The organism is Sphingomonas sp. AP28 (assembly GCF_056680455.1).
This window is the reverse complement of the sequence record NZ_CM155283.1, coordinates 1,676,899-1,702,500: the sequence shown is the minus strand read 5'-3', so window position 1 is coordinate 1,702,500 and position 25,602 is coordinate 1,676,899. Positions and strand designations below refer to the sequence as shown.

At 64.8% G+C, this 25,602-nt stretch carries 16 protein-coding genes, 1 tRNA gene and 2 rRNA genes (1 of these 19 only partly in view); 8 read left to right on the top strand and 11 right to left on the bottom strand.

Annotation, left to right across the window (positions count from 1 at the left end):
• The 3 genes from AC1MH0_RS07675 to AC1MH0_RS07665 all read left to right on the top strand — a co-directional run.
• Positions 1–1,860, top strand: a 23S ribosomal RNA gene (locus AC1MH0_RS07675); it begins 936 nt to the left of the window's first position.
• A 224-nt stretch (positions 1,861–2,084) separates the two neighbouring features.
• Positions 2,085–2,199: ribosomal RNA gene (rrf, locus tag AC1MH0_RS07670) — 5S ribosomal RNA — on the top strand.
• A 123-nt stretch (positions 2,200–2,322) separates the two neighbouring features.
• Positions 2,323–2,399 (top strand) — tRNA-Met (locus AC1MH0_RS07665).
• Positions 2,400–2,794: 395 nt separating this feature from the next.
• Here the strand turns inward: AC1MH0_RS07665 and AC1MH0_RS07660 are convergent.
• Both AC1MH0_RS07660 and AC1MH0_RS07655 read right to left on the bottom strand, forming a co-directional pair.
• Positions 2,795–3,265, bottom strand: coding sequence for a group I truncated hemoglobin (locus AC1MH0_RS07660; protein ID WP_480965394.1), 471 nt, complete (start codon positions 3,263–3,265; stop codon positions 2,795–2,797).
• A 10-nt stretch (positions 3,266–3,275) separates the two neighbouring features.
• A complete protein-coding gene (locus tag AC1MH0_RS07655) occupies positions 3,276–4,136 on the bottom strand; it encodes a DUF3034 family protein (RefSeq protein ID WP_480965393.1) in 861 nt (286 codons plus the stop codon).
• Positions 4,137–4,297: 161 nt separating this feature from the next.
• Here AC1MH0_RS07655 and AC1MH0_RS07650 point away from each other — a divergent pair, with 161 nt between their 5' ends.
• The 5 genes from AC1MH0_RS07650 to AC1MH0_RS07630 all read left to right on the top strand — a co-directional run bounded on the left by AC1MH0_RS07650 (position 4,298) and on the right by AC1MH0_RS07630 (position 12,536).
• Complete coding sequence (locus AC1MH0_RS07650) at positions 4,298–4,897, top strand: cupredoxin domain-containing protein (RefSeq protein WP_480965392.1); 600 nt, start codon at positions 4,298–4,300, stop codon at positions 4,895–4,897.
• Positions 4,897–7,236: a putative bifunctional diguanylate cyclase/phosphodiesterase gene (locus AC1MH0_RS07645; RefSeq protein WP_480965391.1), complete on the top strand. Its 2,340-nt coding sequence runs from the start codon at positions 4,897–4,899 to the stop codon at positions 7,234–7,236. Before AC1MH0_RS07650 ends, AC1MH0_RS07645 begins: the two co-directional genes overlap by 1 nt.
• A gap of 578 nt (positions 7,237–7,814) precedes the next feature.
• Positions 7,815–9,572 carry a type I secretion system permease/ATPase gene (locus AC1MH0_RS07640; RefSeq protein ID WP_480965390.1) on the top strand — a complete coding sequence of 586 codons (1,758 nt, stop codon included), beginning with the start codon at positions 7,815–7,817 and terminating at the stop codon, positions 9,570–9,572.
• Positions 9,569–10,942 carry an HlyD family type I secretion periplasmic adaptor subunit gene (locus tag AC1MH0_RS07635; protein ID WP_480965389.1) on the top strand — a complete coding sequence of 458 codons (1,374 nt, stop codon included), beginning with the start codon at positions 9,569–9,571 and terminating at the stop codon, positions 10,940–10,942. The genes AC1MH0_RS07640 and AC1MH0_RS07635 overlap by 4 nt, the downstream gene beginning before the upstream one ends.
• The gene (locus tag AC1MH0_RS07630; RefSeq protein WP_480965388.1) at positions 10,932–12,536 is read left to right on the top strand and encodes a TolC family protein; all 1,605 of its coding nucleotides are present in this window, start codon (positions 10,932–10,934) and stop codon (positions 12,534–12,536) included. Before AC1MH0_RS07635 ends, AC1MH0_RS07630 begins: the two co-directional genes overlap by 11 nt.
• A 144-nt stretch (positions 12,537–12,680) precedes the next feature.
• Here AC1MH0_RS07630 and AC1MH0_RS07625 read toward each other — a convergent pair whose 3' ends face one another.
• The 9 genes from AC1MH0_RS07625 to AC1MH0_RS07585 are packed head-to-tail and all read right to left on the bottom strand — an operon-like array spanning position 12,681 to position 25,501.
• Positions 12,681–13,208, bottom strand: a complete 528-nt coding sequence (locus tag AC1MH0_RS07625; protein WP_480965387.1) for a P-loop NTPase family protein — start codon at positions 13,206–13,208, stop codon at positions 12,681–12,683.
• A gap of 8 nt (positions 13,209–13,216) precedes the next feature.
• Positions 13,217–14,749, bottom strand: coding sequence for a GT4 family glycosyltransferase PelF (gene pelF, locus AC1MH0_RS07620; RefSeq protein WP_480965386.1), 1,533 nt, complete (start codon positions 14,747–14,749; stop codon positions 13,217–13,219).
• Positions 14,725–15,639, bottom strand: coding sequence for a hypothetical protein (locus AC1MH0_RS07615; protein WP_480965385.1), 915 nt, complete (start codon positions 15,637–15,639; stop codon positions 14,725–14,727). Before AC1MH0_RS07615 ends, pelF begins: the two co-directional genes overlap by 25 nt.
• On the bottom strand, positions 15,636–16,604 hold the full coding sequence (locus tag AC1MH0_RS07610; RefSeq protein ID WP_480965384.1) for a hypothetical protein: 969 nt from the start codon (positions 16,602–16,604) through the stop codon (positions 15,636–15,638). The genes AC1MH0_RS07615 and AC1MH0_RS07610 overlap by 4 nt, the downstream gene beginning before the upstream one ends.
• On the bottom strand, positions 16,601–18,076 hold the full coding sequence (locus tag AC1MH0_RS07605; protein ID WP_480965383.1) for a hypothetical protein: 1,476 nt from the start codon (positions 18,074–18,076) through the stop codon (positions 16,601–16,603). The genes AC1MH0_RS07610 and AC1MH0_RS07605 overlap by 4 nt, the downstream gene beginning before the upstream one ends.
• Entirely contained in the window at positions 18,073–19,794 is a 1,722-nt protein-coding gene (locus tag AC1MH0_RS07600; protein ID WP_480965382.1) for a tetratricopeptide repeat protein, read from the bottom strand. The genes AC1MH0_RS07605 and AC1MH0_RS07600 overlap by 4 nt, the downstream gene beginning before the upstream one ends.
• A complete protein-coding gene (locus tag AC1MH0_RS07595) occupies positions 19,794–20,666 on the bottom strand; it encodes a glycoside hydrolase family 191 protein (RefSeq protein WP_480965381.1) in 873 nt (290 codons plus the stop codon). Before AC1MH0_RS07595 ends, AC1MH0_RS07600 begins: the two co-directional genes overlap by 1 nt.
• Positions 20,667–20,680: 14 nt before the next feature.
• Complete coding sequence (pelG, locus tag AC1MH0_RS07590) at positions 20,681–22,078, bottom strand: exopolysaccharide Pel transporter PelG (protein ID WP_480965380.1); 1,398 nt, start codon at positions 22,076–22,078, stop codon at positions 20,681–20,683.
• A 24-nt stretch (positions 22,079–22,102) separates the two neighbouring features.
• Positions 22,103–25,501, bottom strand: a complete 3,399-nt coding sequence (locus AC1MH0_RS07585) for a M10 family metallopeptidase C-terminal domain-containing protein (RefSeq protein WP_480965379.1) — start codon at positions 25,499–25,501, stop codon at positions 22,103–22,105.
• Between the last annotated feature and the right edge of the window lie 101 nt (positions 25,502–25,602).

Here is a 25,602-nt window from a genome sequence, read left to right as displayed (position 1 = left end):
AACCAAACTCCGAATACCTAAGAGTGATATGCGGGAGACAGACGGCGGGTGCTAAGGTCCGTCGTCAAAAGGGAAACAGCCCTGACCTACAGCTAAGGCCCCCAAATCGTATCTAAGTGGGAAAGCATGTGGGACTTCCAAAACAACCAGGAGGTTGGCTTAGAAGCAGCCATCCTTTAAAGAAAGCGTAACAGCTCACTGGTCTAAGCAAGAGGTCCTGCGGCGAAGATGTAACGGGGCTCAAGATACGTGCCGAAGCTTAGGGTGTGCCACTGATGTGGTACGCGGTAGCGGAGCGTTCCGTAAGCCTGTGAAGCGATCTGGTAATGGGTCGTGGAGGTATCGGAAGTGCGAATGCAGACATGAGTAGCGATAAAGAGGGTGAGATGCCCTCTCGCCGAAAGACCAAGGGTTCCTGCGCAAGGCTAATCCGCGCAGGGTGAGCCGGCCCCTAAGACGAGCCCGAAGGGGGTAGTCGATGGGAACCACGTTAATATTCGTGGGCCTGGTGGTGTGTGACGGATCATGTGTGTTGTCATCCCTTATCGGATTGGGATGGCTTCGAAATGGTTCCAGGAAATAGCCCCACCGTATAGACCGTACCCGAAACCGACACAGGTGGTCAGGTAGAGTATACCAAGGCGCTTGAGAGAAGTGTCCTGAAGGAACTCGGCAAATTGCCTCCGTACCTTCGGAAGAAGGAGGCCCTCACTATGCGCAAGCACTTTGAGGGGGCACAGGCCAGGGGGTAGCGACTGTTTAGCAAAAACACAGGGCTCTGCTAAGTCGGCTTCAAGACGACGTATAGGGCCTGACGCCTGCCCGGTGCCTGAAGGTTAAGTGGAGGGGTGCAAGCTCTGAAATGAAGCCCAGGTAAACGGCGGCCGTAACTATAACGGTCCTAAGGTAGCGAAATTCCTTGTCGGGTAAGTTCCGACCTGCACGAATGGCGTAACGACTTCCCCACTGTCTCCAGGACATGCTCAGCGAAATTGAATTCTCCGTGAAGATGCGGAGTACCCGCGGTTAGACGGAAAGACCCCGTGCACCTTTACTGCAGCTTCAGAGTGGCATTAGGAAGAAACTGTGTAGCATAGGTGGGAGGCTTTGAAGCATCGGCGCCAGCTGATGTGGAGCCATAGGTGAAATACCACCCTGTTTGTTTCTGATGTCTAACCTCGTTCCGTAAGCCGGAACAGGGACCCTCTGTGGCGGGTAGTTTGACTGGGGCGGTCGCCTCCTAAAGAGTAACGGAGGCGCGCAATGGTGGGCTCAGGACGGTCGGAAACCGTCTGTTAGAGTGCAATGGCATAAGCCCGCCTGACTGCGAGACTGACAAGTCGAGCAGAGACGAAAGTCGGTCATAGTGATCCGGTGGTCCCTCGTGGAAGGGCCATCGCTCAACGGATAAAAGGTACGCCGGGGATAACAGGCTGATAACCCCCAAGAGCTCATATCGACGGGGTTGTTTGGCACCTCGATGTCGGCTCATCACATCCTGGGGCTGGAGCAGGTCCCAAGGGTTTGGCTGTTCGCCAATTAAAGTGGTACGTGAGCTGGGTTCAGAACGTCGCGAGACAGTTTGGTCCCTATCTGCCGTGGGCGTCGAAATTTGAGAGGAGTTGACCCTAGTACGAGAGGACCGGGTTGAACATACCTCTGGTGTACCAGTCGTTCCGCCAGGAGCGCAGCTGGGTAGCTATGTATGGACGGGATAACCGCTGAAAGCATCTAAGCGGGAAGCCTCCCTCGAGATAAGATTTCATAGAGCCGTCGGAGACCACGACGTTGATAGATCGGATGTAGAAGTGCGGTAACGCATGGAGCTAACCGATACTAATTGCTCTATTCGCGCTTGAGAGTCTCACACCATCAATGACAACACTGGGCAACCAGCTAGCCATTCGATAGTGCGGATGATTAAGACGACGCCAGATTGCCAATCCCCTCGCCGTCGAGGGATTGGTCACAAATATACCACTAACCTTGCACGGTATCGATTTTAAAACCCTCAGGCTTCGCCGCAAGGCGAAACCCGAGGGACCCAGATATGAACGCAAACGCATGTCGCACCGGCTCCATTGCCTGGTGGCTATAGCGTCGGTGTCCCACCCGATCCCATTCCGAACTCGGCCGTGAAACCCGACTGCGCCAATGGTACTATCGCTCAAGCGATGGAAGAGTAGGTCGTCGCCAGGCATTGAAGCTCGTGCAACATGCATTCACACCATATCACAAACCCATTCACAAACGTCTCATACACTCAGTTCCGCACATGCGGACACTCGGGCCCCATCAAAGCACAGCTTGATGGGATCTTGGCGCGGGGTGGAGCAGCCCGGTAGCTCGTCAGGCTCATAACCTGAAGGTCACAGGTTCAAATCCTGTCCCCGCAACCAACTCTGTCACAAAAGCTCCTGTCCCAATGGACCGGGGCTTTTGTGTGTTTGGCGTGCAGGCACCCTTCGCAAACGCCAGCATCCGGTAGAGATCGCCGTGCAACCGAATGGGCCGGCTTTTTCCGCCACGCGCGCTACCTGCCTGCACCACGATCCTCTCGATGAAAGGACGGATCGTCTGCCGAACAACTGCTGCGTCACATGAGGCCAGATGAAAATCCAGTTTCGTTGGCAGCCTCATAACCTACGATGCCGCGTCGTCGGTGAACGGCGGACATCGTCGTCTTCCTTACTCGGGTGACGATGTCGGCTATGCCGGCGCGGCGCTGGGCAACGTCGTGCTCGGATTACGCACGTTCGGCGAACTCGTCCCGAGCATTGGCTTTCGAGTTCCTTCAACGGGTCACCACGTTCGACCGCATTGGGGCAAGCTTGGCAAGAAAGGCGTTCTGGGTCGGAAAAGTTACGCCTTCGCGACGCATCGCCACTTGGAGGTTTTCGACCAGCGCGTTCATGTCCGTGGCCTGGATGCCGAGGTTCTTGTGCGCGGTCGCCATGTCGCGACCGGTGTAATGGCAGTCGCCGTTCAGCAGGACGCAAAACTGTTCCTTGAGCGTGCGGCGTAGGCGGATCATGTCTTGACCCTTGAAGATATCGCCGATGCGCGGATCGGCCTGGCTCGTCGCTACCAGGTCGTCGACTATCCGGTCGATGCCGGGCCTGCCGTGAAAGGCCTTGAGCATGGCAACGCCCTTGAACGGACGGCCGCCGGCATTGGCGTCGCTCATCGCATAGGGCGCGACTTGGTCCTCGCCGAGATGCGCGGGTGTGACCTGGAGCAGGACGAGGAGGGTCAGCATCAGCATCGGAACGGTCCTAAAAGGCGGTCTGGAGCGATAGGAAGCCGCCACGTTGAGGCTCGGCCGTCGCGATCGATCCGAGATCGACATAGGCTGCGGTCGCGGTCAGGTTCCTGTTGATGGCATAGGCTACATAGGCAGTCTTCCAGTCGTTCTCCGTGGCGAACCCGAGATTGTCGGGTTTCGACCGGTATTCGGCTCCGACCACCAGCTGGCGAGAGAGTTGATAGCCGAGCGTGCTCTCGACCTGGACGGTGCGATTGCCGCCTTTGTCGCCGCCGAAGCCGAGCAGGCCGTTCTGGTTGGCCTTGGTGTAGCGGATCGTGGTGCCGACGAGGATGCTCTGCCGCAGCAGGAGCTTGGTCGCGGCTACGTAGACGTCGGTGCCGCTTGCGTGCCGTCCGCCGACCGCGGCGACGATCGGCGCATCCAGGTTATGCTTGTACTGCATCCCGATCGCGATCTGCGGCAGGTATGCACTGCCATAGACGGCATCGCCGACCAGGCGAAGTTTCGCGCCGAACACATCCTGGTTCAGCGTGTAGCCGCGACCGATGCCGAGCTTTGCACCGACCGCTCGCGTATCGAGATTCTGGCGGGCGTAGCTCAGTTCCAGCCGGTCGTGGATGCCGATCGCGAGGCCGTGGCTTTCCCACCGATAGTCGGGCAGCAGGATGACCGAGACGTGCGCGGATCCACCGATCCCGTCGGCGGTTTCGTTTCCCGCGACCAGTGCCCAGGTCGAGATGCCGCCGCCCGAACTTCCCTCGATCGTGGTGACACCGTTGGTCAACGGCAGCTTGCCGCCGGCACGACCCTCGCGGGCCGCAGCGGGGCTCGCGATCGTCAACAGCCCGGCAAGCAGGATGGCGGCCATGGTCGGAGCGGGAGAACGAATCATACGTATGTCATGGAGGTCATTGGTTAATTCTTGGTCTCGCTCGCGGCGGTATTCGGCGCATGGCCGCCCTGAAAAGGAGGGGAAGATTGCCGGTGACGTTTACGGGATGGCAATCATCGGACCCTTAGGGCTCGCTTATGCTCGCTCCCGTACTCCGCTCATGTTCGTTCATCGCCGCGCTGGCGGTGCCTATGGTCGCCCATGCCGCGACGGTGGCGATAGATGTCCGCGGGTTCGACGGCAAACCGCTGGCGGGCGCGGTCGTGACGATCGATACGCCCAAGGCACCGGGCGTGACGGTGCGTGGCCCGTACATGATCGAACAGCGTGACATCGCGTTTCAGCCGCATGTCCTGATCGTACCCGTCGGCGCGACGGTAGGCTTCCCGAACCGCGACCGGGTGCGTCACCATGTTTATTCGTTTTCGAAGACCAAGAAGTTCGACCTGAAGCTGTACGGGCAGGAGGATTCGCGGACCGTGCTGTTCGATCGCCCTGGCGTGGTCCCGCTCGGTTGTAATATCCATGACTCGATGAACGGATTCGTCTTCGTGACCGCCACCCCGTTCGCCGCGCTCACCGATCAGGCCGGCCATGTCAGCATGACCGGCGTCCCCCCGGGCGCCAGCGTGGTACGCGTGTGGCATCCATCGATCCGTGCGCCCGGCAGCACCGCGTCGCAGCCAGTAGATGTCGTCGCAACAGGGTTTGCGACCACGTTCGCGCTGCATCGGTAATGCATATCCGCAAGCCGCAGTTTCGTCATCTCCGGACCAAGCTGTCGGTCCTGTATGCCAGCCTGTTCGCCGTGACGTTGGTGCTGCTCGCGGTCGTCGCGCAGGCGATGATCTGGACGCACGCGCGCGACTCTGTCCGCGATGAGCTCATTACCAGCGGCAGCGTTTATGACCGGATCTGGCTGCTTCGCTCGCGATCGCTGATCGCATCCGCCGATCTGCTGTCGCGCGATTTCGGGTTTCGTGCAGCCGTCGCCAGTGGGGACAAGCCGACGATCACCTCCGCCCTCACCAATATCAGCAATCGGGCCGAGGTCACTGCGGCGTTCGTCGTCGATCAGGAGGGAGGGGTTGCCGGTCCCTCGGGGCCCCTGGCGGCGACCGTCGCGCGATTTCCGTTCGCGATCGCCAATGGCCGGCGCGATGCGGTGGTGGTCGTGGCGGGGCAGGTGTACCGCCTGATCCTCTCACCCGTGATGGCGCCGACCCAGATCGGCTGGGTGGTCTTCGCGGTGCGCCTCGACAGCACGGAGATGAACGCGCTCGAACGACTGTCCGCGATCCCGCTGATCGCAACCATGATGCGCAGCGACAGCCAGGGGCGTTGGCACGCTGTGGACATGTCGATCAACTCGGATGCAGCGATCGACGGCTTGGTCGGCGCGTCCCAGTCCACGCGGACGCTTGCCACGCTCGATCTCGCGACGGGACACGCCTTCGCGATCGCCAAACCGCTTGCGGGACTGACGCGTCGCCCGCAGGCCGCGATCCTGATCCGCTATCCGCTCAACGCCGCGCTGACCCCGTATCTGCCGTTGCAGGCAGGCATTGCGCTGGCCGGGCTCGCCGGGTTGCTGCTGGTCGTGTTCGGCAGTCGACGGCTGGCGATGGGGATCGCCGGCCCTATCGCCGCGCTCGACGCTGCGGCGCGCGCGCTGGAGGAGGGCAGTCGCGCCGATATCGTGGTGACCGGGCGCGACGAGATCGGGCGGCTCGCGGCCAGCTTCAACCGAATGTCGGCCGGTATCCTGGAACGCGAGAGCCGGATCACGCATCTCGCGTTCCACGACGTCCTGACCGGCCTGCCGAACCGGACCTATTTCCGCCAGTCGCTCGACCAGGCGATCCTTCAGGTCGCGCGGACCGGCGGGGGGATCGCGGTGCTGTGTCTCGATCTCGATCGCTTCAAGGGCGTGAACGATACGCTCGGCCATCCGGTCGGCGATGCCCTGCTGAAGGCGATCGGCGCGATGTTGGCCGAGGTCGCGCCCGACGGGCTGGTTTCGCGCCTCGGCGGTGACGAATATGCGGTCATCCTGTCGGGTCAGTTCGATGCCGATCGCCCGCGTGCCCTCGCGCAGGGCATCCTGGACATGATGCGCCTGCCGATCGAGGCTGATGGCCACCAGATCGCGACCGCGGTCAGCATCGGCATCGCGATCGGCCCGGCGGACGGCGAGGACGCCGACGAACTGCTCAAGAATGCCGACCTCGCGCTGTATCTTGCCAAGGAAGACGGTCGCGGGGTGTTCCGGTTCTTCGAGCCTGCGCTCGACGCAGCGGCGCGCTGGCGTCGGCAGGTCGAACTCGACCTTCGCGAGGCAATCCAGGAAGGCCAGTTCGTCCTCCACTACCAGCCGGTGTTCGACCTAAAGGCGGACCGGATCGGCGGGTTCGAAGCACTGGTGCGTTGGTATCACCCGGAACGCGGCATCGTTCCTCCGGTCGAGTTCATCCCGATCGCCGAGGATACCGGGCTGATCATCGCGATCGGCGAATGGGTGATGCAGGAGGCCTGCAGGCAGGCGATGCACTGGCCCGAGCACATCCGCGTCGCGGTCAACGTGTCGCCGCTACAGTTCCGCAACACCGGTTTCCAGGCGATCATCCTCCAGGCGCTGGTACATAGTGGCCTCGCCCCCAATCGGCTCGAGATCGAGATCACGGAGTCGGTATTCCTCGACGGCGAGGGCCCAGTGATCGCGTTGCTGCATACGCTGCGCGCAATGGGGATCCGCGTCGCGCTCGACGATTTCGGCACCGGATATTCGTCGCTCAGCTATTTGCGCAGCTTTCCGTTCGACAAGATCAAAATCGACCGCTCCTTCATCACCAGCATTGCCAGCGATCCGGGCGCGGCAGCGATCGTGCGGGCGATCGTCGACCTGGCGACCGCCCTCGACATGGAAACGACCGCCGAGGGGGTCGAGGATACCGGCCAGCTCGAATTACTGCGCGGGGAGGGCTGCGGTAACATCCAGGGCTACCTTTTTAGTCGGCCGGTTGAGAGTTCCCGTATCGCGGGGTTGCTCGAGAATAGAACGAGCCGGGCAGCTTAGTATTACGGCTTAAACGATAATGACCGTTCAAGGAACGATAGAAATAAGAAGTTTCTACATCAATGATTATGATCTGCTACCTAAGTGTCCACATATGATTATATCCTGCACAATATTACACGGTTTCTAAACTGATAACCAGATCTATGGCGATGATGGGTAATGTAACCACCATCACAGTCTCTAAGCTCGCATTTGATACCGAAACGAAAGAAACTGCGATGACGTCGGTGGAATGTGGGTGGACCGATAACCGTATCGCCCAAACTTATTTCGGTATCTGCGCGCGCTTCGTATGCAGAAAGCCGCCTTGGTTCGCAGTTAGATTACAAAAGGCTTGATAATATCGCCTATCTTCGTTATCGCGGATGATTACCCATCGGAAATGAGGTACGACGACAGCACGGTTTGGAGACCGTGCATCTCTTCGACGCGGCAGCGAATGCTGAATGTTTCGGGGACAGTCTTTCCATCTGCGTGATCTGTTGCCGTTGGACAACCGGCATGGTGTGGCGTGCGTGCGGGTCGCAAGTGCCGGAGAAACCGTTCGTTTAACCTTTCGCGGCTAAGCGGAAATCATGTCGACGTCTTCCTTTGCGCCAACGACGGCAAACGCCGATCACCGCCAAAATACCCTGTCCGCCGCGGTCAGGGGGTGTCGACACCATCTGGTATTCGCGGCGATCTTCTCGGGACTCGTCAACGTCCTGTACCTCGTGCCATCGATCTTCATGTTGCAGGTTTACGACCGCGTGGTGCCAACAAGGGGCGGAGCGACTTTGTTGCTGCTGACGCTGATCCTCGTACTCGCGCTCGTGGTATTCGCGATCCTCGACGCGGTCCGGATGCGGTTGCTATTGCGCGCGAGTATGCGGTTGGAACGGCAGGCGGCGCCCGGCATCTTGCTGCGGATCCTCGGTACCGTCGGCGCGACGATCGGCCAGCGCGGTCAAGCTATGCGAGATTTCGATACGATACGCGGCACGCTGACCGGGCCGACGATCATTGCGCTGTTCGATGCGCCCTGGGCACCGATCTATATCGGCATCGCGTTCCTGCTCCACCCGTGGATTGGCGTGCTGGCACTCGTAAGCGCCTTGCTGCTCGGCGGCATCGCGATCGTTAGTGACCGAGTAACTGCTGGCGCCGCGCGAGATACGCATTCTCGCGCTGTACTGGCGACGCGCGAACAGGACGTATCGATCCACGGATCTGAGGTCGCGCGGGTGATGGGGATGCGCAACGCGCTGATCACCCGGCATCTGCTCGAGCGCGCCGAACTTGTCCGTCGCCAGTCAGCGCTGGCCGGCACCGCCGGGCATTTTCTCGCGATTACCAAATTCCTGCGCCTGCTGCTGCAGTCGCTCGCGCTCGCGCTGGGGGCGCTGCTGGCGATCCGGCAGGACATCTCGGGCGGTGCGATCTTCGCAGCGTCGCTGTTGCTCGGGCGTGCGCTGCAGCCGGTCGAGCAGATTCTCGGCGCGATGAAGCCGCTCACTGCCGCGCGCAATGCCTACCGCGATCTCGACGCGTTCTGCGCGATGCCGGGGCCGTCGATCGAGGCGACGACGCTGCCGACGCCGGTCGGCCGGATCGACGTACGCGGCGTCACCGTGCGCGCCGAGGGCAGCGACCGGGCTTTGCTGTCGGACATCAGTTTCTCGGTCGAACAGGGCGAGATCGTCGCACTGGTCGGTCCAAGCGGCGCCGGCAAGTCGACCCTGCTCCGTGTGCTGTCGGGCGCACTGTCGCCCGATACCGGCGAGGTCCGGATCGACGGAGCAAGCCTGGCGGATTGGAACCGCGAGCAGCTTGGCCGTCACATCGGCTACATGCCGCAGTCGCCATCGCTGTTCCCGACCTCGGTCCACACCAATATATCGCGATTCCAGTCGGTCCTCGCGGGCGAGAGCGAACGCCTCGACGCGGCGGTGGTCGAGGCGGCGCAGGCGGCGGGCGCTCATGAGGTGATCCTCGGCCTGCCCCAAGGCTATGCGACGATGCTCAGCATGGCGGACGGATCAGGGCTGTCGGCGGGGCAGAACCAGTCGGTTGCGCTCGCGCGCGCGCTGTTCGGCACGCCGACGATACTGTTCCTCGACGAGCCCAATGCGCATCTAGACAGTGACGGCGAAGCGCGGCTGGTTACGACGCTCGCGGCCCTGCGCGCGCGCGGCGCTACGGTGATCGTGTCGACGCATCGCACCGGGCTGCTCCAGGCGGTCGACAAGATCATGGTGTTGCGGGGCGGCACCATCCAGCTGTTCGACGACCGCGCCAAGGTGGTGCGTCCCGCCAATACCGGCCCCGTCGCAGCGACCGGAGGCGCACGATGATCCCCGCCGAACTGGCCAGCCCGGTCCCGGCCGCGGGCGGTGCGAGCCTCGCCGATCGCCTTCGCCTCGACGATTCGCCGCGCCATGCCATCCTGGTCGGCGGCGTGATCGCGATCCTGTTCTTCATCGTCGGGCTCGGCTGGGCGGCGTTCGCGCGGCTCGACGCGGCGGCGGCGGGGGACGGGCAGGTGGTCGTCGCCGGCAATCGCCAGACCGTCCAACATCGCGAGGGCGGGATCGTCGCGGCGATGAGGGTGCGCGACGGCCAGCACGTCCGCGCCGGCGACATCCTGTTCCGGCTCGAAGGGGCCGAAGTCACCGCCAGCGAGCGCGCGCTCGCCGCCAGCGTCATCGACCTCCAGGCGCAGCGCGCACGGCTCGAAGCCGACGTCCGCGGCGGTGCGATCGTCTGGCCCGCCGAGTTCGCGTCCGCCCAGGGCGACGACCGACGGCTCGTCGATCGCGCGAAATCTCTCCAGATCGCGCAACGCACCGCGCGCTCGGCCGCCCTGGCCGCGAACGGTGCGGTACTACGCCAACAGGCGGCGGCCGTCGCGCAGCAGACGACCGGGTTCAACGCACAGGCGCAGGCCACCGCCCGCCAGCGTGCGTCGCTACGCCAACAGCTGGAGAGCACGCGTGCGCTTGCCGACCAGGGCTACGTCTCGCGCAACACGGTGCGGGCAATCGAGCGCTCGATTCAGCAGCTCGAAGGGACCGACGCCGACTATGCTTCACGTTCGGCCGCCGCGCGCGAGCAGATCGGTCAGACCCGCGCGGAGGGCGTCCAGACGCGCCGCAAATACGTCGAGGACAGCGCGACGTTGCTCCGCGACACGCAGTTCCAGCTGAACGAGGTGATGCCCAAATTCACCGCCGCGCGCGAGCAGTTGGCGCGCACCATCATCCGCGCCCCGGTAGCTGGGCGCGTTGTAGGTCTGCGCGTGTTCTCCGTCGGCGGGGTGATCCAGCCCGGGCAGGCGATTCTCGACATCGTCCCCGACGCCGCACCTTTGGTGGTGCGCGCGAACTTCTCGCCGGCCGATATCGACGGCGTGTTCACTGGCCGGGAGGCTGAAGTGAAGTTCCTGTCGCTGCACGAACGCGATCTGCCCATCCTGCTCGGCACGGTCCGCACGGTGTCCGCCGATTCGCTGCGTGACGAGCAGACGGGCCACAGCTATTTCAGCGCGGAGATCACCGTGCCGCGCGACCAGATCGCCAAGATCGAGGCGGTCCGTGGTCGCGACACCGGAATACGCGCGGGCGTGCCCGTCAACGTCATGGTCAAACTTCGCTCGCGCACCGCGCTCGACTATCTCCTCGATCCGCTGACCGAAGCCTTTTCGAGGTCGTTCCATGAACGTTGATATGCTTCGTCTCGCAGGCGCGCTGCTGCTGCTGCTCCCCGCAACGCCGGCGGTCGCGCAGACGGCCTCGGAAACGCAGGTCGCCGCGCCGGAGACGCTCGGCCAGGCGATCGCCGACGCCTATCGCACCAATCCCTCGCTGGAAGCGCAGCGGGCACAGCTTCGCGCGCTCGACGAACAGATCGTCCAGGCAGGGGCGGCGTATCGGCTGACCGCGGGCGTCAACATGTCCCTGCAATATCAGTCGCAGGACCAACGCGGCCTGCTGGGCGACTTCGCGGTCGCGCGTGGGCGGACGATGGGGGCAAGGCTGACCGCGTCGCAGATCCTGCTCAACGGCGGTCGTACTGCGGCACAGGTCTCGGCGGCCGAAGCGACCGTGTTGGCGGGTCGCGAACGATTGCGTGAAGCCGAGAACGCGATCCTGCTCGAAGTGGTCGACGCGTTCGTGTCGGTGCGGCGCGATCAGGCACTGGTCGCGATCCAGCAACGCTCGCTCGACTCCTACGGGCGGCAGGTAACGCAGGCGATCGCGCGAGAACGCGGCGGCGACCTGACGCGGACCGACATCGCGCAGGCTCAGGCGCAGCGCGAGATCATTCGCGCCCAGCTGGCTCAGGCGACCGTCAACCTCCAGGCAAGCCGCGGACGGTTCGCCGCGGTGGTCGGGCGCAACCCCGGCACGCTGCTGGTGCCGCCGACGCTGCCGGGCCTGCCGCGATCGCTGGATGCTGCTTTCGTGGTGGTAGAGAAGGAAAGCCCGAGCCTGTGGCAGGCGATCCTCGCGACCAAGGCGGGTGACGCCAGGATCGCAGCGCAGCGTGCCGAACGTGCGCCGATCGTCGCGCTATCGGGCAGCTACGGGTATGGCAGCCCCTACACGTACCAAGTACGCGATCTGGGCGCGCAGGCCACCGGCGCAGTCACGCTGACGATGCCGCTGCTGACCGGCGGTGTGATCGGATCGCGCGTTCGCGCTGCCGTTGCCGAACGACAGCAACTCGGCTTCGAGGTCGAGACTGCGCGCCGCGCTGCGCTGATCAATGCGCAGAATGCATGGAACCAGGCGGTCGCAGGCGGCGAGCAGATGGCGGCGGGGCAGCTTGCCACCGAAGCGGCGGAGTCCGCGCTCATCGGCGTCCAGCGCGGGTTCGCCGAGGGTTTCCGCTCCAATTTCGAGGTGCTTGATTCGGAGCAGCGGCTGCTGACCGCGCAACTCGTCTTCGTCAACGCGACTTATGGCGCTTACGCCGCCGAAGCGCGGTTGCTGGCGACGTTGGGCCGGCTTCAGGCCGCGGCGATCGACCAGGGGGTACCGACCTATGATCCGGCGCAGAACACGCGGCGGGTGCGGGCGAAGACGTTCGGCCCGTTCGACCCGCTCCTCGCCCCAATCGATCGCGCGCAAGTCCCGAGTTCAGCCGCCGGACCCGCACCGCGGCTCGCCCCTGCGACCGATACGCAGATCCGGCCCGCCATCGTGCGGGCGTTGCCCGGCCCGCTTGGCACCGCCCTGCCGATCGTGGCCGTTCCGATACTGTCAGGCCCGGCCGTCGCCGACCTGAGCGACACGGCGGTCACCGGCGGGGGCTGATTGCAGGCCCCGTCGCTCAGTTCGGCGCGCTGGACGAAGCCATGCATACGTGACCGCGTTCGGTATGAATCTAATCCTCGCTCGCCAGGGGGAGCTGGCGCCGAAGGCGATGGGAGGAGGATGAGCGACAGCGGTGACGTGCCGCTATCGCTCGAGCCCCTCCGTCCGGTAGAAGTGTGCTAAATCCTGCCGCGTCGACAATCTAAGCCTAGGCAAGCCGATCTCCTCGAATAGGGTCGCGTACCGCCTGCGATTGCACGGTGTCGTGACGACGATGTGCCGGATCATCGCCCATCTGACGCTGTCGCTGGCGCCATCCAGCGCGCCGTGTCGCACCCGTTCCAGCCAGGATCGGCGGAAGTAACGCAGGACGCTGGTGACCGTCGATGCTTCGAGCAGGATCACGCCGGTCGCCCGCGTGAGGCGTTGCGGCAGGCATCGCGAATAATTGCCGTCCATGACCCAGCGCGACTTCAGTATCGCATCGTCGTGCAAGGCAAAGAACTCGTCGTCCGGGCGCGGCTTCCAATCCGTGTGCGGCTGGTGATGAAGCTGGTCCAGATGGATGGCAGGTAGCCCACGCGAACGCGCGATCGCTACTGCCAGCGTCGACTTCCCACTATTGGAAGGTCCCATGATGCAGAGGCGCGGGCCGAGGTCATCGAGCGTCATCCTGCACCCTAGTCTGCGATCAGCGTGCCATACAATTTCGCATAGGCACCGATGATCGTGTCGTGATCGTAATCGCGCCGCACCCTCTCGCGCATCGTCTCGCCCATCGCGCGCCGCATTGCCGGATCGCCCGCGATCGCCAGGATCCCCGCAGCCGTCGCGGCCGGATTGACCAGCGGCGTGACGATACCGCCATGCCCCGAGTCGGTGCCGCCACGCCCTTCGATCATCTCGCGGCAGCTGCCGACATCGGGTGCCACCACCGGGATGCCACAGGCTCCACCCTCCAGGATCACCAACGGTTGCGCTTCCGACAGGCTGGTGAGGACGAGCAGGTCGATCTTCGCCATCCAGGCCTCGATCTTTACGCGTCCGGCGAACCGGAACACCGCGCCTAGCTCCAGATCCTCGACCAGTCGCGTGCATTCCGCCGCATATTCGGGGTCCTCGTCCTCCGGTCCCAAGACGACGAAACGGATATTGGGGCGTTCGGCATGGGCGATCGCCGCCGCACGAATGAAGGTCTTCACGTCCTTGATCGGCACCACCCGGCCAAGCAGTGCGACCAGCGGATGCGCCGGATCGCGTTGGTCGGGCAGCGCCGCAAAGCGTTTCGAATCGATGCCGTTGGGGATGACCCGGACACGGTCGGCGGCGGCGCCAAGTCGACGCTGGACCGCGGTGTTTTCGCCGTACAGTGCGACGATCGGATCGCAGCTGTCGTAGCAGGCGATGGCGTAGCTGGTGAATGCACGCACCCACAGGTCGCGCAGGTCGCGGACGCTGCGTTCCAGTTCTAGCCCGGTGTCTACCTGATCACCGATCCAGTCCGCCATCATCACCTCGATCTGGCGTTCGAGTAGATAAATGCCGTGCTCGGTAATGAACGACGGGCGCCCGGTCTGGCGCGCTGCGCGTGCGGCGAGCAAGCCGGCGAACCCGGTGGAGATCGTGTGATACGCCCTTGCGCGCGGCAGGGGCGTCGTCAGCACCGCGAGCAACCCGCCCAGCAGCACCCGCATAGCCCAGAAATAATGATGGAACGACGCCCTCGGCAACATCGCCTGATAATGGCGCTTGAGCCGCGCAAACACCGCGGGGTGTGACAGGATATCGCCGGGCGCTGGCGGCCGCGCGATGCCGCCGATCACGTCGATGAGAGTCGCGAGCCGCTCTGCGCCGCCGGTCGCGACGAACGCCACCAGCGCATCGGCGATCGGCACCGCGACGCGATCGGGGATCGCGCGTGGTACGGCAGGCTCGGGCGCCAGACCGATCTCGACCACCGCAACGACGTTGGGCGGGGGCTTCAGCTGGAACGGGAGCAACTCCGCGCCGGGTTTGATCGCCGCGATCACGAACCGGACGTCGGGAAGATGCGTTATGAGATCCTGCAGCCAACCGGAAACGCCGCCGATCACATAGGGATAAGCACCCTCTACGATCAGGCAGATGTCGGCGTCGGGTATGTCGAGTGACGTCTGCCGAGACCTTTCGGCTAGCGCCGAGGGGAGGATCACGCCGCCGCCCCCGTCAGCCACCAGTGTGCCAGCGTTTTCGCGCTACGATCTTTGTTGCCCACCGGGTCATCTGACCGTTCCGACGTCGCGTCGACCGCCGCCGCGATGCGATCGATCGCGTCGTAATCGCCTGCGGCCCACATTGCCTCCATGCTCAGCGCGTCGCGCATCTGCGAACCCGGACCATCTGCTTCGCGAGATACCGAGGCGACCATCAACGCGACGGCATCGTCGCGGAGGTGAAGGCGTTGAGAATCGGATAACAGGACGTCCGAGCGTGCGTGGTCCGCGAGTAACTTCGCCAAACTCGCTGCGGCGTTCGGATCGTCTCCATCGGCGACGCGTACCGAAAGACGCGCTCGCGCCAGCACAAGATTCTCCGAGACCCGCGCCGAAGCGGCTGCCGCCAGCGCGCGGATGGTCTGGTCTCCATCGGTCAGCGCCAATGCGATGAGCGGCGACAGCGCCGGCTCGAATGATCGAACGACGGTTTCCAAGGCACGCCGCCGCTCGGCAACCGCGCCGTGACGCATGATCGTAACCAGTGAACTCAATGTATCGGGCGTCGCATGATGGACCCGTCCGTCAAGCATCCGCGCGACGGCGAGGCGCGCGCCGCGCTGTGTCGAACGCCCCGCTACCGGACCGAACATCTCGTCGCCGCTGCGTTGTACCGACCATCGAGACACACGCGCGAGCGGCAGTGCAGCCAGTAGACCGAGCGGCCCCAGTGCACCGAGCATGGCAGGCGCGAACCCGGTCGTCGGGTCATGACGCAACCACGTGACGAACCCAACCATACTCAATATCGCATGAGCCGCCAGGACCCAGCCGATCGCAATCCCGAACATCCAGAAGGACGTGAGGACGATTGTCTCCAGACCCGCGAGAGCGAACAGGCGGCGCCTCATGCGACCAGCCCGGCGGATCTCAAAGGCTGCTGCGTCGCGTGGAGGGTGTCGGCGAGCAGGGGCGTCAACCACGCGGCGATTTCCGCGAGTTCGGCGGTCCGGCTTGCGCTGAGTGTTTCGAAAGGCAGCGCGTGGAGGACCAGGCAGCCGACGACTTCGCCCGTATCCCGATCGGGCAACGCGAGCGCGGCGACGCCGATACCGTCGAGCACCCGGCGATCGCTGCGTTTTGCGACATGCAAGAGTCCGTGGTGCCGTTCGACCCGATCCATCAACGACGCGGGCAATACGTCGCGTCGCCCTGCGGTGACCGGCCCGCGGATCCAGGCGCGTGCCTCGTCGCCATTGACGCGGTAGCACGTGAAATCCGGGGTCCGAGCCGCCAAGGTAATGAGCTCGCCAATCGCGCTACGTCGCACCGCAGGTTCATGCGAGCACAGCCGCGCTGCCGTTTCGATCGCATGGCCGACGGTATGCGCTTCGGTCGCGATCTGGACCTGCAACTGGCGATTGGTCTGCGACAACGTCGCGAACGCCTCGGTCAGGCGTGCCAGGTTCCGCGTCGCTATCCTGCCCCGCTTTTCCAGCCGGTCGTGGCGACCGGTCCGCATGATCGTCACTTCACCGATGATCCCCGCCGCGACGAACCACATCAATGGCTGAAGCGAGAGATGGAACAGATGGTCGAGATAGTCGCGTTCGCCCGCGCTGTCGTGCACGTGCGCAAGCCACAATCCCGATGCGATCGCCGCGGCGAGGACGCCGGGGCCAGTGCCGTAGGCGAGCGCCATGAGCAGTACCGGCAACCAATACGGATTGGGCTGGACGTCCGCGAAGCCGGTTCCGCCCGTCAGCCACCAGTCGAGCGCGATCAGTGCGGCAAACGCGATGCCAATCTCCGCGGCGATCCGTGCCGGCCGTCGCCACCGGGTCTGCCACGTGGGCGCTTTATCGTCGTGCGTCACTGCGTGTCCCCAAGGCTGCGTGTCAGCAGCGCTCGTGCGTAGAGTTGGCGGCCTGAGAAGCCGGGTCGGGCGATCGAGGTGATGCCGCCGCTGCCCTCGACCCGCCATGCGACGCCGATCGGCGCCGCGATGCCGAGGCTGGCGGTTGGGCCGTCTCCACCGAACCGGTCGACGGTCCAGCCTGCCAGTGCGGTCATCTGCACCGTGCCGAGAGCGCTACTGACGAGCCCCTGGACGGTATGGTTCTCGCGCGTCGCGAGCGGAATAATTCCGAGGCTGTCCGCGCCGAGTTGCATCCGCTGGACGTATTCCGCCTCGAACCGGTAGGTGAGGCCGAGTGCGGGAAACTGGCGCCGTATCAGGTAATCGAGCCCACCGTTCGCGACGATCGTGTCGCTTGCGCCGCCGCGGCCGGCAAGCCCGTAGCGGTTCGCGCCGATATCGGCTTGCGCGACCAAACCCGGAGTCAGGCGATAGGTGACGCCAAGCAATGCGCGAGACAGATAGCCGCCAGCCAGGACCTGGGCCGGGGTCGAGTAGTCGGGCATATGCCGGGTCAGCGTCACGCGGAACTGCGCGTCCGCGGATCCCGCCACCGCCTTCGCACCACCTCCGGTGACTCCGTCATCGAGCGCGGCAGAGGCGAGCAACTGTACCCGAACCGCACCGTCGAATGCTGCCGCCAACGAGGCGTCGAGGACGGTGTCGCCTGCGCGCCTGGTCTGCGTGTCCGCATGGACGCTGCTGACGACACGGCGGAGTCCACCACCAGCTACGATCGAGTCCCCGATCGCCGCATCGATCCGCGCGCCGAATTCGGCCTGAGACAGGTCGCTGCCATCGCGCGCAACGACGCCGACGCTCGCCGTCCCCGGCGCCGCGGCAATCGCCCGCCGAGCGGTCAGGTCGTCCGCCGCGAGCGCACGGTAGTCGCGTGCCGCTCCTTGGACGTCACCATCGGCGAGGCGCGTATCGGCAAGCATGCGCGCGACGCGCCGGTCGGTCGGGTAGCGTTTCGCCAGAGCCTTCGCGGCGCGCAGGGCCTGCCCCGGATACCCCGCGGTTGCGTCCGCCTCGACAGCGGTCAGCGCGGCATCGGATGCCTTGTCGTCTACGATTTCCACAAGCGCATCGTCCGACGCCGGCGGCGAGAAGGTGAGCGCGATCAGCGGGCCCGCCTGCCGCCACGTCATCGTCCAACCGGTGGCTGGACGGAGGACGAGGCTGTTGTCGTTCCAGCGCAGATCACCGATCGCATCGCCCGCCGTCTCACGGAACGCGTTGATCCGGTCCAAGGTCACGGGTCGGTCGAAGCGCGCAACCAGTTCCCCGTCGCGCTCATCGATCCGGACGACGGCATCGTCGGGCCAGGCGAGTACGGATTCGGGCACCACGACCCGGCTGTCCGTGAAGACGGTACGCGGAACGATCAGTGCCGGCGCGTCCGTCAAAGTGAGAAGCAGTGCGATCATTGGGCCAACACTGTCCGCGCACGTCCAGCCTGACCCTGCGCGATCAACAAGCGAGCGTGTTGCGCGGCGATCGATTGGTCGCGCGGGATTTCGGCGCGCAGCCTTTCGACGAGCGCCAAGGCGTCGGCCCGGCGGCCGAGCTTCTCCAGAATGTCCACGCGAGCCTTTCTGTCGGCTGGCGTCTGCGCGAGCGCGCGTTCCAGCCAGGGGCGTGCGGCACGATCGCCTCCAATGCGCGCCTGCGCGTCGGCCATCAGCCGCAGCGCCGCCAGATCGGTCGGCGCCGTCTTTAGACGTTCGTCCAGCCACTGGGCCGCGCCTCGGGCATCGCCGGCGTTCCACGCTGTCCAGGCAAGGTCGAGCTGATCCCGGGGCGCCGCGACCCCCAAGGCGATCCGGCGTCTTGCAATCGCAGCCGCTTGTGCCGGTTCGATCTTCGCGGGGGTTGCAGCGGAAAGCGCCCGGACCTGCGTTGCATCGAGCGCGCGACCGTCCAGCAACGCCGTCAGCATCGCGCGACCAGCGGCATCATTGCCAGCCGTGCGCGCCAGCGACAGCCGCATCAGCATCACGTCGGTTTGGTTCGCGAGCGGATGCCGCGACAGGAACGCCAGCGCCTCGCCCGGTCGCTCGCGCTCGGTATAGCGTACCAGCCAGGTGCGTTGCTGGGTCGCGCTGCCCTGCAAGCTTTGCTGTTGCAACCAAGCGATATCATCGGCCCCTGGTCGCGGCCCCATCAGATACAGCAAGCGCTGTGCGGCCGGCGCATCGGGTGGCTGCCCGGTCGCTGCACGCTTCAGCACCGCCACCGCATCGGCGCGGTAGCCGGACGCGAGCAGCCGTTCCGCCTCCCGCTCGGGTTTCGCGCCCGGTATAGCAGCGCGTGCCAGCAACTCGCTACGCAGGCCGTCCCGGTCGCCTGCTTCGGTCAGGATCGCCTCGCGCGCCGCCGGTCGTTGCTCGATCGGCAGATAGTCGGTCGCCCTGAGTCCTGCCGCGGTATCCTTCGAATGTGCGGCAATGCGGATCGCGAGCCAGGGATCGGACGCACGCCAATTCGCCGTCGTTGCCGTGTCGAGCAGCACGATCTGGTCATTACGCCCGGCCTTGTCCGCGCGACGCGCAAGATCGAGCGCCAGCGTTGTATCGGGCGGCGGGATGACGTGGTTGGCGGCCGCCACGATCACGAGGTCGGGGCGGTCGATCGCGTAGGCGGCAGCGACAATATCCGCCGCCGGCGCCGAGCCACGCTTTTGCGCGGCCTGCGCTACGAGCGCCGCCGCATCCGCGTTTCGCCCCGTCTGGCGAAGAAGGTCGATACGCAGCCGCCATGTCGCTGCGGTTGCACCGTCGGGCCGTGCCTCGAGATAGTCGAGCGCCACCGCCGGCCGCTTGGCCGCAACCAGATCATAAGCGACCTGCGACGTCGTGACCGACTGGCCGTCTGCGATCAGCTGCGTGGTCAGCGCGGCGAGCGTCGCCGCGTCGGCGGTCCCGATCTGCGCTGCGATTGCCGGATGCGCGGGCGGGAGCACCGGCGGTGTTACGGGCGCCGACGGAAATGAACTGCTGGCCGCCGGCACAGGCTGCGCGCGACGTTCGGCGTGAAGGATCTCGCGGTCGTTCGGCAGCAGCAGCAGCCCGCCCGCAAGCAGGCCGAGCCCGGCGAGGGTGGGCAGGACGATGGCAAGCCGCCCGCGTCGGCGGTCGATCCTCATCAGGTCGGCTCCCGCACCAGTCGGTCGAGCGCCAGCGTCGCGACATAGGGGCTGAACCCGGCTGCGCGCTCGCGGGCATACAGTGCCGCGACCTGCTTCGTATCGGCAGGATCCCAGTAATCGAGCGTCATCAGGCTCAGCGCCGGGTTCCGAACCTGAGCCTCGCGCAGGCGACCGGCTTGCCAAGCCCAGTCCTGATCGCTGAGCAGTTCATAGTGCTTGGACGCGAAGTTCCAGCGCGACGCCATCGCCTCGCCAAGCAGGTAATCGATCTTCGGCGCGACGTCCGGCAACACTGCATAGCCGCGATTGAGCATGATGCGGATCTTGGGGAAGCGAGCACGCACGGCTGCGATCAGCGACGCGCCTGCCGCTACCATGCCCTTGTTGGCCACCGGATCCTGCCGCTCCATCGCTTCGGCGTTATCCATCGTATCGATGAAGATACCGTCATAACCGAGCGCCAATATCGCGGGGACGAGCTGGTCGAGCACGATTGCACGCCATGCCGGATGACGCAGGTCGGCCAGCCGCGCGTCAGGCCAGTTGGGGTTGGCGGCCCTCAGCGCGCCGGCCTTTTCGAGCGCGGCGAAATACGGCCGACTGCGCTCGACTTCGCCGAAGCTGACATAGCCCAGCAGGATACTGCCGGGACCCCGGAGCGGCGCGATCGAGCGGGCGTGGTGCGGCTCCAGCACCAGTAGAGTGCACGCCCTTGCCAATGCGGGATCGGTTGCTGCGCCATAGTCGACACCCCAGCGCAGCGCGGCGTTCGCGGATGGCTTCGGGAAAGCATCCGACCGCGACCGCATACCCAAGGTCAGCGCCGTTGCGCCAAGCGCCAGCCGCCGCATGATCCGTCGACGCGCCATGTCCGTAATTCCCGTCACAACAAACGCCCCCCATGCCCCACGACAGAGGGATTGTTGCCTACGAACAGAAGATAGGTGAGGTTGACCGTGGCCTCCGCGACCAGCGCGAGGCCGACGGACGCACCCACCACCGCGCCGGCCATATAGCCCCAGCCGAATGCTGCAAACCCTGCGTCCCACTGAAGCAGCGTCGCGACGCCGCTGCCGATCGCGAAGGCTGCCCAGGTCAGCAGGATTCGCCCGAACAGGTCATAATAGGCGAGTACGACCGTCGCCGCGATCACCACCAGGTGGAAGACGGTGCCGAGCGAGGTCTGGCGAAACGCGAAAATCGCGCGTGCGTCCGCCCCGATCAGTTCGAACAGCGGCACCGCGAACACCCAGGCAAGCGCCGCGACGAGCGCCTGCACCAGCAGCATGATCCGCAACCCGTCGAACATCGTCCTCGCGAGTTCGCTGCGCGCTTCCTCGATCCTTTGCAGCGTCGACGTACCCGTGCACCGGACGATCATATCGCCAAATGCGCGATCGAACCGTGTCTCGGTGACAATGAGCAACAGGGTCAGGCCGGGCACCATCGTCAGCAGCCCAAGGAAACTGCCTTGGTCGTTGATCGGGTTCAGCCGCAACAGCCCGATCGCCCGGATGCTGTCGGGTCCGAGCCATAACAGCCATTTGTCGATCCAGATCGCCGCGACCCCGGCGACACCCGCCGCCGCCACGATCTGCGCAAGCCGCGGCGTCATCGCATCGCGAGCGGGCAGCACGGGTGCGGCGGAGAAATGCCGGCGGATCACGATCATGATCGCTGCCAGTGTCAGCCCGACGCCACCGGCTATGATCGCCAGCACGACCGCGACTTCCGGCTTGGGCATCAGCGCTAGCAGCGCCGTCGCCACTCCGATTCCGAGCAGATAGGCGAGGGGGATCGCGCGATATCGCCGCAACGCCGTCAATAAAGGCGCCGCGATCCAGACTTGGGTGAGCCAGGCGAGGATCAGCGTCGCCAGCGCTGCCTCGATAGGCGGAAGGCGGGCGAATATGCCGAAAATCAGCGCGCCGATCGCCAGCGCGATGCTCCCGCCGGCTGCCAGCGCAACCAGCATGACCCCCGTCACACCGCCCGCGTCACGAGCGAAAATGCGGTCCGCGACGATGCGCGTCGCCAGGATGCCGACCGGTGCCGCGGCCAGCGCGGACAGGCTGAACGCATAGACCAGGATCGTCTGGACGGTCCGCGCGCCCGCGATGCCGAGATGCGCGGTCGACCAGTGATTGAGCAGCGCCATCGCCGCCGCGGTGATCAGCCACGGGCCTGCGCTGATGACCGCACCGAACGCAGCGGCACCGACGATCCCGCCAACGCCGCCGTCTCGTGCGGTCTTCGCAAGTTGAAAGCCTATGCCCGCCATGACAGCTACGGCTCATGCCGTGGATTACATGAAGAAATCGTTTGCCGTCAGGACGTGATGGCCAGTCAGCGCGATCGAGAAGTCCGCTGCCGATCCGCTGTCGGTATTCCCCTCGACGATCGTGAATTCCTTGCCGCCGATCATCTGATAGCTGTATCGCAACTGGCCCGGCGCGGTGAACCTCGCGGTCGTGCCGATGAACGTGAAGGCCTGGTCTCCCCGCGCGAACAGCGAACTGTTCGCGTCGATCATCGACAGGTCGATCTTGTCCTGGCCGACGGTGAAATCGGTGATCACGTCGCGTGACGTCGATGCCAGGCTGTCGCCCTTGACCTCGAAGCGAAAGATGTCCGCACCGGCACCCCCGGTCAGGGTGTCCATGTCGTCACCGCCGATCAGGATGTCGTTGCCGTCGCCGCCGTTGAGGATGTCGCGGCCGTCACCGCCGATCAACGTGTCGTTCCCCGCACCGCCGTTCAGCGTATCGTTGCCCAGACCGCCGATCAGCCGGTCGTTGCCACCCAGGCCGTTGAGCACGTCGTTCCCCCAACCGCCATCGAGTACGTCCTGCTCGCCGGTACCGTTGATCGTGTCCGCCAGCATCGTCCCGGTCTTGGTGATGCCGACGACATCGGTGACCCCGATCGTCAGCGTTTGCGTATCGATCGCGCCGCGCGCGTCGGTCGCGACGACCGTCACGCCGTAGATGTTGTCGCGATTGGCGTCGGTCGGCGCTTCATAGTCCGGCGCGGTGACGAACTTAAGCACGCCGGTGGTCGCGTCGATCGAGAAATTGGCACCGTCGCCGCCCGCACCGATCGAGTATTTGATCGAATCGCCCCAGGCGATGTTCGCATCGGTAGCGGTGATCGTGGTCAGCGCCGCGGTGCTGTTCTCGGCGATCGACAATGATCCGGTCGTGCCGCCGCCGAACGACGTCAGCACCGGATCGACGTTGGCCTGATGGCCGATCTTGACGTCGTGGACGCCGATCGCGCCGAGGTCGATCGTCAGGATCTCGCCGATCTGGCTCGTGATCTTGCCACCGCTCAGCGTCGTCCAGTCGGTGCCGGGCGCCTTAAGGTCGACCGTCACCTTGCCTTCGCCCTCGACGGTGAAGGCGAGGTCGCGCCCGTCGCCGCTCAGCGTCGTCAGCGTCGCGCGCATTGGCAGCGCGGTGATGTGGGTCACGTCGTCGGCGACCGCGCCCATCGTGATAGCATAGGTGCCGCCGGCCTTGGGCAGGAACACCGTGTCGGCGTCATAGGCGTACCAGTTGGCGACGCCCCTGATCACCTGCCCGGTGCTCTGGCCGTCGACGTCGAGCGAGAAAGTGCCGGTGGTGGCGCCGACCGTCGCGGTGATCGTGTTGCCGACCACGCTTGAGGTGATCGTCGTGTTCTGGAACGCGCTGACGCGCGCTGCGAGATCGGCAAGCGTCACGAACTCGACGCCAGCCGCGGAGGCCTGCGCGATGAAGGTGGTGAACATCTGCTTGGTGTAGAGGCTGGTCGCGCCATCGGCGGCCCACATCGTCGGGCCATAGTCATGCCACGGCCACACGATCACGGGCGCATCGGCATTGGCGGTCAGCGCGCCGAATTCCTTCGCCCAGGTTGCGCTCGCTTCGGCGACGGTCTTCTTCTGGAACTCGATCAACGAGAAGTCGAACGACGTGTTCGGCGCGATATACACCTTGTCGTCGGCGGCGTTCTGCGGCGTCATGTAGCCAAGCGCGTTGGGATAGCCTGCGCCGACGCCCGAATAGCCGCCGCTGAGGTATGTCACGTATTTCAGGATTTCCTGGCTCGTCGCGATCTGCTCGGGCGCGCCCGGCACGGCAGCGCCGCCGACCGTGACGGTCTTGCCGAGATACGCGCTCAGCTGCTTTTCCAGCTCGGTCCGCGACTGGCCGAACTCGAACGCGATCTGCGCGTCGGTCAGCAGATTTGTGTCCATCGGATGCGTATAGCTGTGCGTGCCGATCTCGTTGCCCGCATCCATCAGCGCCTTGTACACCGGCAGCGAGACCGCCCAGTCGGTCGCCTCGCCATTCGCCGGATTATTGCCGATGTTGACGTAATAGCTGCCGACGAAATTATAGTTGGTTTTCCATTCGGTCAGGATTGGCAGCAGCTTGTCGTAGATGCCGGGCGCAGCGCCCGCTGGATTGACCTCCTCGGTCTGCTTGCTCTGGTCCATGTCGACGCGCGACGCGAACAGCCCGGCCTGGCGGGTCATCTGCAATCCGACCGACAGGCCGCTGCCATTGACCGAATAGTCGATCGCCTTCTGCAGCAGGTTGTCGTCGGCCATCACTGCCTCGCTCGAGAACAGCACGTTGCGCCCACCGGTCTGCGTCGCGATCGCCGCCGCATAGGTCTGGCCGCCGACCGTCTCGGTCGCGATCGTCGTGCCGGTGCCGCTGACGCTGGTGAACGCGTTCCAGCCGACGCCGGTATATTGGCGGACGATCTGTCCATCGGCATAGCCGTCGAGCACGAGATGCGACGCGTCGCTCGCCTTGACCGTGACGTCGGCGGGAAAGCCGCCGGCGACGCGGGTCGCGTCGAACAACAGCTTCATCCGCGAATACGAATCGCCGGCAAGCGCGGTGTTGTCCGCGCCGTTGGTCATGAACTCGCCCGCCGCGACCAGGCCGATGCCGAACTGCTTGGTCGCCTGTTCCAGCGTCTGCGCGATCACGTCGGCCTTGCTCGCCTCGACGTTGCGGAACGACGGGAAGACGATCGTGTCGTACTTTGCGAGCGTCGCGAGGCTGGTCAGGTCGCCTTCGGTCAGGATGTCGAAAGGTACGCCGGCCTGCATCGCCTGAGACTGCGCCGCCATGAACAGTTGCGAATAGGCGGTCTTGCTGAAATAGGCGTTGGCAGTCGAATCGGACCAGACGATCGCGATCCGGTGCGACGGATCGGCGACGATGCCGGTATCGTTGAAGACGGTGAACGCGGGGTTCGAGTAATTGCCCGGCAGGAACGCAGTGTCGTTGACGTCGTAGATCGTGTCGATCGCCTGCGGATTGCCGATCGCCGCCTTGGGCACCTTGAACTCGACGGTCGTGCGATCCGCCGACCATGCCGCCTGCAAGCCGCTCGCGACCAGCGTCTGCCCCGCCGCTCCGCTAAACAAGGAAACCGTCCCGTCGGCCGCGAAGTTGACATTGTACTCGGCGCCGCCGGCAAACCCGAATACCTGATACCCGGTCTTCGCGTTGCGATCGGTGTTAAGCCACGCAGTGGTGTTCGCGCCGATCGCGGTGGGGGCGCTGATCGCGAACGCGAAGTCTGCGCCGTCGCTGCGCGCATAGATCGCATAGCCGGCGCCGAGCCCACGGTCGACCCGGTCGCCGACGGTCCAGTCGTTCAGGTTGCCATCAAGGGTCACCGGTGCTGCGTTCGCCATCATTCGTCCCCGCTTCCATTACGGGCTTCATGAGGGCGCTAATGGCGGCCATCACAAAGCTGGAGGGCTCCGTAGCGAATACATGCGGTCTTTCGAACAGC